The 13,057-nt window shown below is 71.4% G+C and carries 8 protein-coding genes; 4 read left to right on the top strand and 4 right to left on the bottom strand.

The window, feature by feature from the left end; all coding sequences use genetic code 11:
- Positions 1–198: 198 nt before the first annotated feature.
- Genes ACS5Q7_RS12755 through ACS5Q7_RS12740 form a run of 4 tightly spaced genes read right to left on the bottom strand, consistent with a single transcriptional unit; the run spans position 199 to position 2,265 of the window.
- Positions 199–888 (bottom strand): hypothetical protein, encoded by a 690-nt coding sequence (locus tag ACS5Q7_RS12755; protein ID WP_478339678.1) that lies wholly within the window; start codon positions 886–888, stop codon positions 199–201.
- A gap of 57 nt (positions 889–945) precedes the next feature.
- Positions 946–1,317 (bottom strand): DUF3618 domain-containing protein, encoded by a 372-nt coding sequence (locus ACS5Q7_RS12750; RefSeq protein ID WP_478339757.1) that lies wholly within the window; start codon positions 1,315–1,317, stop codon positions 946–948.
- 19 nt (positions 1,318–1,336) lie between these two features.
- Positions 1,337–1,747 (bottom strand): phage holin family protein, encoded by a 411-nt coding sequence (locus tag ACS5Q7_RS12745; RefSeq protein ID WP_478339677.1) that lies wholly within the window; start codon positions 1,745–1,747, stop codon positions 1,337–1,339.
- Positions 1,748–1,749: 2 nt separating this feature from the next.
- Positions 1,750–2,265, bottom strand: a complete 516-nt coding sequence (locus ACS5Q7_RS12740; RefSeq protein ID WP_478339676.1) for a hypothetical protein — start codon at positions 2,263–2,265, stop codon at positions 1,750–1,752.
- A gap of 296 nt (positions 2,266–2,561) precedes the next feature.
- Here ACS5Q7_RS12740 and ACS5Q7_RS12735 point away from each other — a divergent pair, with 296 nt between their 5' ends.
- The 4 genes from ACS5Q7_RS12735 to ACS5Q7_RS12720 all read left to right on the top strand — a co-directional run bounded on the left by ACS5Q7_RS12735 (position 2,562) and on the right by ACS5Q7_RS12720 (position 12,983).
- Complete coding sequence (locus ACS5Q7_RS12735) at positions 2,562–3,983, top strand: alpha,alpha-trehalose-phosphate synthase (UDP-forming) (protein WP_478339675.1); 1,422 nt, start codon at positions 2,562–2,564, stop codon at positions 3,981–3,983.
- A 24-nt stretch (positions 3,984–4,007) separates the two neighbouring features.
- Positions 4,008–6,098 carry a glycogen debranching protein GlgX gene (gene glgX / locus ACS5Q7_RS12730; RefSeq protein ID WP_478339674.1) on the top strand — a complete coding sequence of 697 codons (2,091 nt, stop codon included), beginning with the start codon at positions 4,008–4,010 and terminating at the stop codon, positions 6,096–6,098.
- Between the two features lie 181 nt (positions 6,099–6,279).
- On the top strand, positions 6,280–8,085 hold the full coding sequence (gene treZ, locus ACS5Q7_RS12725; RefSeq protein ID WP_478339673.1) for a malto-oligosyltrehalose trehalohydrolase: 1,806 nt from the start codon (positions 6,280–6,282) through the stop codon (positions 8,083–8,085).
- Positions 8,082–12,983: a malto-oligosyltrehalose synthase gene (locus ACS5Q7_RS12720; RefSeq protein WP_478339672.1), complete on the top strand. Its 4,902-nt coding sequence runs from the start codon at positions 8,082–8,084 to the stop codon at positions 12,981–12,983. The genes treZ and ACS5Q7_RS12720 overlap by 4 nt, the downstream gene beginning before the upstream one ends.
- Positions 12,984–13,057: the final 74 nt, after the last annotated feature.

Here is a 13,057-nt window from a genome sequence, read left to right as displayed (position 1 = left end):
GGAGAGGGCCGCGACGACCCCGTCGTCGGCGCGGCGAGGTGGCAGCCGAAGGTGAGGGGGGCCGGGTGAGGCTCATCCGTGGAGCCCCCTCACCGCCGCTCCGGCTTCGCCTTTCGCTTCCCGCCGACACGACGAGGTGTCGGCGGGCCTCTCCCCCGCAGGCGGGGAGAGGGGAAACCCGCGGCTTTCCTGTCAGCCTTACAGGTTGTGTTGCGTCCGCTCGCCGGCCGGCGGGGTGGACTCGTCAGCGCCGGTCGCCTTGCGGACCGCTTCGTTGAGATTGTCCGGGTCGAGGGCCGACTGGACGAATTCCCGGCCGCGATGGGTCATCTCGCGGGCGTAGCGCAGGCCCTCCTCGCGGACCTCGTCGGCATACGGGCCGAGGCTGCGGTCCTCCTGGCGGGTGCGCGGCAGGAGCGCGCCGAGCAGCAGACCGGCGGCGACGCCGACCACGCCGACCAGCAGCGGGTTGTCCTCCACGAAGCGCTCGACCTGGGTGCGGCTGCGGCGCAGCCCGTCGAGGCCCTGCACGGTCAGGTCGTCGAGGCGGCGCATGTTGCGGCGGTGGAGGTCGCCGGCCCGGCCGCGTGCCTCGTCGTAGGCCGCCTCGGCCTTGTCCCGCACCCGGTCGGCCGAGCCGCCGAGCCGGTCGTGGATATCGTCGGCCAGCCCGGACACCCGCTCCCGCGCCCGGTCGGCGAGATGGGACGCCTTGTCGCCGAGATCGTTCGCCACGTCGGCGGCCCGGTCGGCAGCGGCGGTGGCCGCGCCGGGGAGGGGATCGTGGCGGCCGGTCGGGTCGGGCCGCAGGGTGTGGTCCCCGGCGGCGCCCGGCGCGGCGGCGGGGTTGAACGGCTCGCCCGCGGGGAAGCCCGGCTTGTCGGTCATGCTCGTATCCTCGGCGGTCGTTTCAGCGTTTCACGAAGGCCCCGGGGGGCAGGGCGGTCAGATCTCGGTCTTCTCGACGGGGTCGTGGACCGGCCGGGCGGCGGGGCCGTCCGGGTCGTAGTCGCGCACGGCATCCGTGGCGATGCTGTCCACCCGCGCCGCCGAGACCTGCGTGCGGCGCCGCTCGGTCTCCTTGGCCATGCGGCTGAACAGCATCCCGACGCCGGCCGCGATCAGCAGCACGGGGACGGGGTTGCGGCGCACCGCATCCAGAGCGCCGTCGTAGACGTTGGCGAGCTGGGGCACTCGGCGGGCGTTGCCGAGCATTTCGTCGACGAGGTTGGGCACCGAGAGGCGGCCCTGGATCTGGTCGATCGTCTCGTCGAGGCGGGCGCGGCTTTCCTCGATCTCGCGTTCGAGGTCGTTCATCGAACTCATGACGGCATTCTCATCCTGAGACGCGTTCCGACAGGGCCTGGGCGTCCTGTCGAACCTGACGGGTGGTGCGGGTCGGCGCCAGGGTGGAGAGCGAGAGCACGCTCCGCGCCCACAGGGCCATGCCTGCCGCGAGGACGAACAGCGTGCCGCCGACGATCAGCGCCGCGAGCCATTCCGAGCCGACGATGGTGGCGAGCCACTTCACGAAGGCGTCGATGAGCACGAGCAGGGCGACCACGGCGAAGACCGCCGCGCCGATCATGCAGGCGAGTCCCGCGATGAGCTGGCGGACATTGCCCGCCATCTCCGCCCGGAACAGGGCGATCTCCTTGCGCGCGAGGTCGTTGGTCTCACGCAGGGCATCGCCGATCAGGCTCTGGATCGAGGACGCGGTCGAGCGGGGGTCGGATCCTTGGCTCATGGTCAGGCCCGGAATTCGTCGCGGAGGTCGTCGTCCGGCGGAGCGTTCGAGGACTTGATGAAGCGGGCGGCCAGCAGGCCCACCATGAAGGTGCCGACCGCGACGGCGACCGGCGCCCGGCGGGCCAGGGACTCGGCCTCGCCGTAGAAGTCGGAGAGGCTGCGCCGCTCGATCGAGGTGCCGAGCTGCTCCAGACCGTCGGCGGCGCTGTCGAAGAAGGCGCGCACATGCGGCTTGTCGGACATGTCCTGGCCGGAGCCGCGCAGGGACCGCGCGAGGTCCTGCACCGATTGCGCCGCCTCGCCCTTGCGGCGCTCGACGTAATCCTGGGCCTGGAGCCGGGCGGCGTCGAGGAGGCCGCGCCCCTGCTCGGCGGCGACGCCGGCGAGGTTCTCCACATCGCCCTGCAGGCCACGCCATTCGGCCTTGGTGCGGGCACCCTCGGCCCGCACGCCCTCACCCCCGTCCGGCCCGGAGGCAGCGTGCGGCACGTCGTGCGGGAATTCGGGTTCGGCCATCGCGCTCAGACTCCTTTTGTCGCGGTGTCCCGCGACGGCTGTGTAACCGGCTGCGCCTGGGACAGTTCCTCGATTCGCCGCGAAACCCGCAAGGCTCAGCTTGCGTTCAGCCTGGGGATGGCAGGGCGATGGGACCGGTCGGGCGTCACCCACCGGAACCCGACCCTGCTTGACCCGGCCCCGGCTTCGCGCTTGGGTTGATCATGGTAAGGATCGTGTCTCATCGAGACGCGTTCTACACACGGTATCTGTGCGTCGGCGCGGGCTTTTCGCGCCTGGAACGGGAGCCCACCCGCGTGGCACGCCTTGTGATCGTATCGAACCGCGTCGCCGTCCCGGAGGAGGGCGGAAAGGCCGTCGCGGCCGGCGGTCTGGCGGTGGCGGTCAAGGAAGCCTTCTCGGCCTATGAGGGGTTGTGGTTCGGCTGGAGCGGCCGGATCACCGAGGAGCCCTCGCAGGAGCCGACGCTCATCGACCGGGGCCGCGTGCAATACGCGGTGGTGGATCTCTCCCCCCGCGACCACGCGGAATATTACGCCGGCTTCGCAAACCGTGCCCTCTGGCCGATCATGCATTACCGGCTGGGGCTCGGCGCCTTCTCGCGCTCGGATTTCTCCGGCTACAGCCGGGTGAACCGCACCTTCGCGCGGGCGCTCGCCAAGCTGGTGGAGCCCGAGGACATCATCTGGGTCCACGATTACCACCTGCTGCCCCTGGCCGCCGAGCTGCGCGGCCTCGGCCTCGACAACCCGATCGGCTATTTCCACCACATCCCGTGGCCGGCGGCGGACGTGTTCAACTCCCTGCCCGCGAGCGGCGAGTTGCTGCGCGCCATCGTCGATTACGACCTGATCGGCCTGCAGACCGACCCGGACGTGCAGAACCTGCAGCGCAACCTCATCGACACGCTGCGGGCCATTCCGCTCGGCGGCGGCTCGCTGATGGTCGACGGGCGCCGCACCCGGCTCAAGAGCTTCCCCATCGGCATCGACGTGGCGGGCTTCCAGGAGGCCGCCGACAAGGCCGGCTCCAACAAGGTGGTCCGCGAGACCATGGCGGGCCTTCGCACCCGCAAGCTGCTGATCGGCGTCGACCGGCTGGACTATTCCAAGGGCGTGCCCGAGCGGATGGAGGCGGTGGAGAGCTTCTTCGCCTCGAACCCCGACCAGCGCGGCAACGTCACCTACATCCAGATCACCCCGAAATCCCGCAGCGAGGTGCCGGAATACGAGCAGCTCGCCCGCGACGTGAACGAGAAGGTCGGCGAGATCAACGGCTCGCTCGGCGACCCGGCCTGGACGCCGATCCAGTACATCACCAAGGCCTATCCCCGGCCGGTGCTGGCGGGCCTCTACCGGGCGGCCCGGGTCGGCCTCGTCACGCCGATGCGCGACGGCATGAACCTGGTGGCCAAGGAATACGTCGTCGCCCAGAGCGAGGACGATCCCGGCGTGCTGGTGCTCTCGAAATTCGCGGGCGCGGCACGGCAATTGCCGGAGGCCCTGCTGGTGAACCCCTACGACCGGTTCGAGGTCGCGGAGGCGATCCGCATGGCGCTCTACATGCCCAAGGCCGAACGCGTGGCGCGCTGGCGCCCCATGGCCGAGCGCATGGCCCGCGAGGACGTGGATTGGTGGGCGCGCAACTTCCTCGTCGAGCTGGAAGCCTTCCGCACCACCGAGCGCGAGCCGCCGACCACCGCCGCCGCGGCGGAATAGCCCGATCCTGTCCGGACCACGCCCATGATCGCCGTCGATGACGGGGTGCCGGCACCGCTCGGCGCGCATTTCGACGGGCGGGGGGTGAACTTCGCCCTGTTCTCCGAACACGCGACGGCCGTCGACCTCTGCCTGTTCGAGCCCGGCGAGCGTCACGAGACCCGCACCGTGCGGCTCCCCTGCCGCACCGACGACGTGTGGCACGGCTACCTGCGCGGCCTCCTGCCGGGGCAGCTCTACGGCTACCGGGTGCATGGGCCGTGGGACCCCGCCAACGGCCACCGCTTCAACGCCTCGAAGCTCGTCCTCGACCCCTATGCGCGGGAGATCCGGGGCCGCATCCGCTGGCACGACGCCCTCTACAGCCACCGCCGGAGCGGGACCCGCGCCGACCGGATCGACCGCCGCGACAGCGCCGTCTACATGCCGCGCGGGGTCGTCACCGCCCCCGACGTGCCCGACCTCGCCCTCACCCCCGTGCGCCGGCCGCTCTCGGAGACGGTGATCTACGAGGCGCACGTCAAGGCGCTGACCCGCACCCATCCGGCGATCCCCGAGCAGGAGCGCGGCACCTACGCCGCCATGGCCCACCCGGCGATCATCGACCACCTCGTCAAGCTCGGGGTCACGGCCCTGGAATTGCTGCCGATCCAGGTCTTCGCGGACGACCGGTTCCTCGTGGACAAGGGCCTCGTGAACTTCTGGGGCTACCAGCCCTACGGCTATTTCGCCCCGGACCCGCGCTATCTCGGGGAGGGCGGCGTCGGCAGCCTGAAGGCCGCGATCCGCGAGTTGAACGCCGCCGGCATCGAGACCTGGCTCGACGTGGTCTACAACCACACCGCCGAGGGCGGCCTGACCGGGCCGACCCTGAGCTTCCGCGGCATCGACAACGCCAATTACTACAAGGCCGAGCCGGGCGACCCGTCCCGCGACCTCGACTGCACCGGCTGCGGCAACACCCTCGACGTGAGCCATCCGCGCGTGATGCAGATGGTGCTCGATTCCCTGCGCCACTGGGTGAGCGCCTACGGCATCGCGGGCTTCCGCTTCGATCTCGCCTCCAGCCTCGGGCGCTCCCCCGTGGACTTCACCCCCCGCGCCGCCTTCTTCCAGGCGGTGGCGCAGGACCCCGTTCTGGCGCGGGTGAAGATGGTGGCCGAGCCCTGGGACATCGGCATGGGCGGCTACCAGCTCGGCGGCTATCCGCGCGGCTGGAGCGAGTGGAACGACCGGTTCCGCGACGCCGCGCGGGGCTTCTGGCGGGGGGATTCGGGCACGCTGGCCAAGCTCACGCAGGGGCTGACCGGCTCGCGGGAGACCTTCGCCGCCTCCGGCCGCTCGCCGCTCGCCAGCATCAACTTCATCGCCAGCCACGACGGCTTCACCCTGGCCGACGTCGTCGCCTACGAGGAGAAGCACAACCACGCCAACGGCGAAGACAACCGCGACGGCCACGGCCACAACGTCAGCCGCAATTACGGGGTCGAGGGCGACACCGACGATCCCCGCATCCTCGCCCTGCGCGCCCGCCAGAAGCGCAACATGCTCGCCACGATCTTTCTCGCGCAGGGCGTGCCGATGCTGCTGATGGGCGACGAGCGCTCGCGCTCGCAGGGCGGCAACAACAACGCCTACGCCCAGGACAACCCGACGAGCTGGATGGACTGGACGTCCGATCCCGACCCGGACCTGACCGCCTTCGTCGCCCATTGCCTGAGCGTCCGCCGCGCGCAGCCGGCCCTGCGGCGGCGGGCCTTCTTCACGGGCGAACTCATCGACCCGGAGGAGCCCCTGCGCGACGTGCACTGGCTCTCCCCCGAGGGCGTCGAGATGGAGGGCCGCCACTGGGGCGACGACGGGTTGCGGGTCTTCGGCATGCAGATCGGCAACGACCGGGTCGAGGCCGACCGGCTGCTGATCCTGTTCAACGGCGGGGAGGGGGAGGTGGCCTTCCGCCTCGCCCCCATCGTCGGAGGCCCCTGGACGCCCTCCCTCGACACGGCGCGCCCCACCGGTGAGCCCCCGGCCGACGCCCCCGCCTACCCGGCTTCCGGCGCCGTGCCCCTGCCGGGCCGCTCGGTCCTCGTGCTGACCGCCTCGGGCGCGCCGTGAAGCGGGTTCCGCCCGCGATGACGGCGGCCCTGATCTGCACCACCCGGCATCCTCAACGGCGTGTGGCGCGCTAGGTGCGTTGCATGGGAACCGGATCGGAGCCGGGGCCTTCTCCCATCACCAGGGTGCGGCCCCGCTTCGCGGCGGATCCGGCGCGAGCGAAAAAGGATGGCGGCCTGATATGCGGCATGCCCACAGCATGGATTTCGGGGCCGAGATCGTCGAGGGCGGCGTGCGCTTCGCCCTCTGGGCGCCCACCGCCCGGAGCGTTACCGTCGTGGTGGATGGCACCGAGCACCCGTTGCCGGAATCCGGCGGCGGCTGGCGGCGCACCGCGCTCCCCGGCATCAAGGCCGGCGCCCGCTACGGCTTCCGCATCGACGACGACCTCGTCGCGCCCGATCCCGCCTCGCGCTTCCAGCCGGAGGACGTGTCCGGCCTGTCCCAGGTGATCGACGCCAGGGCCTTCGAATGGACCGACGACGGCTGGCAGGGCCGCCCCTTCGAGGAGGCGGTGATCTACGAGTGCCATGTCGGCGCGGCGACGCCGGAGGGCACCTATGCCGGCCTCGAGAAGCGTCTGCCCGACCTGAAGGCGCTCGGCGTCACCGCCATCGAGCTGCTGCCGCTCGCCGACTTCAAGGGAAGCCGGAACTGGGGCTACGACGGGGTGCTGCCCTACGCGCCGGACGGCGCCTACGGGCGCCCCGACGACCTCAAGCGCCTGATCGACACGGCCCACGGCCTCGGGCTGATGGTCTATCTCGACGCGGTCTATAACCATTTCGGCCCTGCCGGGAATTATCTCCACGCCTACGCCAAGACCTTCTTCACCGAGCGCCACCAGACCCCCTGGGGCGCCGGCATCAATTTCGACGGCAAGGACAGCGGCGCCACCGTGCGCCAGTTCTTCATCCAGAACACCCTGTACTGGCTGGAGGAATACCGCTTCGACGGCCTGCGCTTCGACGCCGTTCACGCCATCCTCGACGATTCCGCCAAGCACTTCCTGGCCGAACTCGGCGAGACCGTCCGCCGGACCTTCCCCCAGCGCCAGATCCACCTGATGCTGGAGAACGAGAAGAACGAGGCGCGCTGGCTCGAACGCGACGCGGGCGGGCGCCCCCGGATGCACGACGCTCAATGGGCCGACGACCTGCACCATTGCTGGCACACCCTGCTGACGGGCGAAGATGCCGGCTATTATGAAAGCTTTGCCGACAAACCTGTCGAGCGCCTGGCCCGCTGCCTGTCCGAGGGCTTTGCCTACCAGGGCGAGCCGTTCAAGACGCTCGACAACCATCCCCGCGGCGAGCCGTCCGGGCACCTGCCGCCGTCCGCCTTCGTCACGTTCCTGCAGAACCACGATCAGGTCGGCAACCGGGCGCTCGGCGAACGCCTGAACCATCTTGCCGACCCGGAGAAGCTGGCGCTGGCCCGGGCCGGCTTCCTGCTGGCGCCGCAGATCCCGATGCTGTGGATGGGCGAGGAATGGTCGGCCTCGACGCCGTTCCTGTTCTTCGTCGACTTCGCACCGGACGAGGACCTGAACAAGGCGGTGCGCGAAGGGCGCCGCAAGGAGTTCAAGAGCTTCGCGGCCTTCGCGGACGACACGTCCAAGATCCCCGACCCGACCGAGGAGGAGACCTTCCTGGCCTCGAAGCTCGATTGGTCGGAGCGGGAGCGCTCGCCCCACCGGGAGGTGCTCGCCGACACGACGCACCTGCTCTCCTTACGCCGCGACGTGGTGGTGCCGCTGGCGAAATCCGGCATCGTGACCGCGCGGGCGCACCTGCCCCGGCCGGACGTGGTCGATTGCACCTGGACCTTCGCGGCGGGCACCCTCCGCTTCGTGGCGAATTTCGGCGATGAGCCCTTCACGGTCGAACCGGGCGGGGCGCGCGCCGTCTGGACGAACGCGCCCGACGGGCGCGGCGCATCCCTGCCCCCCTGGACCGGCGTTGTCCTGACGGAGTCCCGCTCGTGAGCCGCCTCAGGCAAGACCTCGCCGATCTCGTCGGCGTCGCAGCCGGCTACACGGATGCGTTCGGCAAGCCCGTCGAGACCTCTCTCGACGTCCGCGTCGGCCTGCTCGCCGCCCTGGGCTTCCCCGTCGCAGACGAGGCCGAATTGCGGGAGGCTTTGGACGCCGTCCAGAGCCTGCGCCAGAACCTCGTGCCGCCGCTCCTGCCGGTGGAGGCGCGCCGCGCCACGCGCATCCCGCTCCGCCTGCCCGGCGGCGGGAGCACCCTGGTCTGGCGCCTCGTGGACGAGCGCGGGGCCGCCCGCGAGGGCCGCGCCGCCATCACGCCGTCGGACCCGGCCTTCGACCTGCCGCCGCTGACCCCCGGCTATCACCGCCTGACCGTGGCCGTGGGCGAGGCCCGCGCGGAGTCCTTCGTCATCTCGGCACCGCAGCGCTGCTGGCGGCCCCGCGCCTATGCGGAGGAGGGGGCCTCCGATTGGGGCCTCGCGGCGCAGCTCTACGGGCTCCGCTCCCCCGGCAATATCGGCATCGGCACCTATGCCGACGCGGGCGAGGCGGCCCGCGAGGCGGCGCTCCGCGGCGCGGCGTTCCTGGGGCTCAGCCCCGTGCACGCCCTGTTCGGCTCCGACCGCACCAAGATCTCGCCCTACTCGCCCTCCTCACGGCTGTTCCTCGAAACCCTGTTCATCGCGCCCCGCGCCCTGCCGGGGCTCCAGGGCTCGCGGGCGGAGCAGATCCTGGCCGAGTCCGCCCCTGCCGTGGCGGCGTTGCGCGAGGCCGCGCTGGTGGACCATGCCGGCGTCGCCGCCGTGCTCGATCCGGTGCTCCGGGCGCTCTGGGCGGACTCCCCGGCCAGGGCCGGCACCGACGAGGCCTTCGACCGCTTCCGGCGGGAGGGCGGGGAAGACCTCGTTTCCCACGCGCTGTTCGAGGCCCTGTCCGCCCACTTCAAGGGGCGCGGCGCCCATTGGCTCGGCGACTGGCCGGAGGATTTCCGCCGCGCCGGCACCGAATCCGTGCGCGCCTTCGCCGCCGAGCACGCGGAGGAGGTCAGCTACTTCGCGTGGCTGCAATACCTCGCCGACACCCAGCTCGCCGCCGCCTCGCAATCGGCGCAGGATGCCGGGATGCGGCTCGGCCTCTACCGCGACCTCGCGGTCGGCGCCGACCGGGGCGGATCGGAGATCTGGTCCCATCCCGAGCGCTTCGCCGACAAAGTCTCCATCGGCGCGCCGCCGGACCTGCTGGCGCCCAAGGGCCAGAACTGGGGCCTGCCGGCCTTCGACCCGCTGGAGATGGAGCGCGACGGGCTCGCGGCCTTCCGCGCCCTGGTCCAAGCGAACATGCGCCATGCCGGCGCGATCCGCATCGACCACGCCTTCCAGCTCGCCCGGCTGTTCCTGATCCCGCTGGGGGAGGGGGCGCATGCCGGCGCCTACGTCGCCATGCCCTTCGAGCCGATGCTCGCGGTGCTGCGGCTGGAAAGCCACCGCAACAAGTGCCTCGTCATCGCCGAAGACCTCGGCACCGCGCCGGAGGGTTTTTCCGACGCGCTGATGAAGGCCGGTGTCCTCAGCTACCGCATCCTCGCCTTCGAGCGCGAGGGCGACGGCCGGTTCAAGGCGCCCGGCGCCTACCCGCGCGACGCGCTCACCGCCATCACCACCCACGACCTGCCGACCTTCGTCGGCTGGTGGCGCGGCGTCGACACCGACACCCGCCAGTCGTTGGGCCTCTACGACCAGGACCGGGCCGAGGCCGAGCGCGGCGAGCGCGTCGTGGAGCGCCGCCGCCTCGCCGAGGCCCTGGCCGGGGAGCAATTGCTCCCTGAGTCCGAGCCGCCGGAGGCCGCGCCCTTCGAGGGCGCCGCCCGCTACCTCGCCCGCGCCCCCTCGGTGCTGACGGCCGTGCAATACGAGGACGTGGTCTCCGAACTGGCCCAGGCCAACGTGCCGGGCTCGACGGAGGGCTATCCGAACTGGCGGCGCAAGCTCGACCGCGACCTGTCCGAGATCGCCGCGCCGGGCGGGCCGCTGGCCAAGCTCGCCGCCGCCCTCTCGGCGGAGGATCGCGGCGCGCGCAGCGCCTCGCGGCTGGCCGACGCCCCGCCGCGGGCGACCTACCGCCTGCAATTCCACAAGGACTTCACCTTCGCGGATGCCGAAAGGATCGTCCCCTATCTCGCCAAGCTCGGGATCAGCCACGTCTACGCGTCGCCGCTTCAGAAGGCGCGGCCCGGCTCGACCCACGGCTACGACATCGTCGATCATGGCCGGATCAACCCGGAACTCGGCGGCGAGGAGGATTTCGCCCGCCTCGCCGACGCCCTCCACGCCCATGGGCTGAAGCTCCTCCTCGACATCGTGCCCAACCACATGGGCGTCGGCGGGTCCGACAACCCGTGGTGGCTCTCGGTGCTGGAATGGGGCGCCCTGTCCCCCTTCGCGCACGCCTTCGACATCGATTGGCAGCGCCTCGGCGCCGGCCGCAACCTCGTGATCCCGTTCCTCGGCGAGCGCTACGGCGAGGCGCTGGAGAACGGCCTCCTCGAACTGAAGTTCGATCCCGAGAAGGGCGCCTTCAGCGTCTGGCACTTCGAGCACCAGCTTCCGATCCGGCCCTTCAGCTACCCGACGATCCTCAGCCGGGTGCTCGCCGCCATCGGCGCGGTCGATGACGACACGACGGCGGAACTGCTCGCCATCTCCGAGCGCCTGCGGGCCATGTCGCTCGACACCGACGAGACCCGCCGCCGGGGCTTCCCGGAGGAGGCCGAGGACCTGAAGCGGCGGCTCGCCGCCGTCTACGCCACGTCGCCCTCGATCCAGCAGGCGACGGAGCGGACGCTGGCGCTCCTCAACGGCTTCAAGGGCCGGCCCGACAGCTTCGGCACCCTGCACCGGCTGCTCGAAGCCCAGGCGTATCGCCTCGCCCATTGGCGGGTGGCGTCGAGCGACATCAACTACCGCCGCTTCTTCGACGTGAACTCCCTCGCCGGCCTCAGGGTGGAGAAGTCCGACATCTTCCACCGCTCGCACGAGGTGGTCTTCCGCCACATCCGCGAGGGGCGGATCGATGGCTTGCGCATCGACCACATCGACGGTCTCGCCGACCCGGCGGGCTATGCCCGCGCGCTCCAGGCGGCGGTCGGCCCCGGCTTCTATGTGGTGGTGGAGAAGATCCTCGAACCCGGCGAGCGCCTGCGGCCCTGGCCAGTCGCCGGCACCACCGGCTACGACGTGCTGAACCAGCTCGACGGCGTGCTGGTCGACAAGAGCAAGCAGTCCAAGGTCCGCCGCCTCTACGAGTGGGCGACCGGCATGGACGAGCCCTACGGCGTGCAACTGCGCGCCGCCAAGGCCGAGATCCTCGAGATCAGCTTCGCCAGCGAGCTCGAGGTGCTGACGAGCGACCTCAAGGAGGTGGCCGACGGCGACCGGCGCACCCGCGACTTCACCGTCAACGCGCTGCGCCGGGCGCTGATCGAGATCATCGCGCGCTTCCCGACCTACCGCAGCTACCTCCCCGCCGATCTGGAGGAGGGCGAGGTGGAGCCGGAGGATGTGCGGCTCATCGAGGGCGCGGTGGCCAAGGCCAAGCGCTGGTCGAGCCTGCCCGACCGCTCGGTCCACGACTTCGCCCGGGACGTGCTCCTCGGCCGGATCGAGACCTCCGGCCCCGGACGGCCCGACCCGCACGTGGTGCTGCGCTTCCGCCGCCGGTTCCAGCAATTGACCGGCCCGGTCATGGCCAAGAGCCTGGAGGACACGCTGTTCTACCGCTACGCGGCGCTGCTCGGCCTCAACGAGGTCGGCGGCGATCCGGGCGAGTACGGCATCGACGTGGAGCATTTCCACGATCTCCAGGCCGCCCGCGCCCGCGACTGGCCGAACGCCATGATCGCCACCGCGACCCACGACACCAAGCGCGGCGAGGATGCCCGCTCGCGCCTCCTCGCCCTCTCCGAGATGCCGGAGGGCTGGGCCCGCGCCTGGGACATCTGGCAGAAGACCACCAGCCCGCATCTCTCGCGGATCGACGGCGAGGCGGCGCCCGACGCCAACGACCAGTGGATGTTCTTCCAGGCCATTCTCGGGGCGTGGCCCCTCGAATTGCTGGAGGGCGAGGACCGGCCGGCGGTCGAGTCGTTCCGCGAGCGCCTTAGCGCCTATGCCGAGAAGGCGATGCGCGAGGGCAAGCGCCGGTCGAGCTGGGTCAACGTGGACGAGACCTACGAGGGCACCGTCCGCAAGCTGTTCGAGGCGATCATCGCGCCGGGCTCGGACTTCCTGCGGGACATGCGCCCCTTCGCGCAGCGCCTCGCCCATCTCGGGATGCTCGCCGGCCTCGGCCGCACCGTGCTGAAGACGACCCTGCCGGGCCTGCCCGACACCTACCAGGGCACGGAAATCTGGGACTTCTCCTTCGTCGATCCCGACAACCGCCGCCCGGTCGATTACGCCGACCTGACGCGGATGATCGACGGGGAGGGCGAGGTGGCGCCGCTCCTGTCGCACTGGCCGGACGGCCGGGTGAAGCAGGCGACGCTCCACCGGATGCTGGCCGAGCGGGCCGCCCGGCCGGACTTTTTCGCCCGCGCCGGCTACGAGCCGGTGGCGGCCTCGGGCGAGCGGGCGGAGCACGTCCTGGCCTTCCGCCGCACCGATCTCGACGCGGCCGGGGAGGGCGACTTGATCGTCGCCGTGCCGCGCCTGTTCTCCGGGCTGATCGGGGAGTCCGTGTGGTCGGGCGAGGCCTTCGCCGGCACGAGGCTCGCCCTCGGGGCGGGGACGCGCTGGCGGGACGTCGTCACCGGGCGGGCGATCGACGGGGAGGGGGCCGACGCCGGCACCCTCTTCCGCGACCTGCCTTACGCGGTGCTGCGGCGGGTGGGGTGAGCACCCCCTCGCCCCGCTTGCGGGGAGAGGGTTTTGCCGACCTCGTCGTCGGCAAAACGAGGCGGCAGCCGGGG

The organism is Methylobacterium sp. Gmos3 (assembly GCF_056430985.1).
The sequence above is the reverse complement of the archived record's forward strand: the minus strand, read 5'-3'. Positions and strand labels throughout refer to the sequence as shown.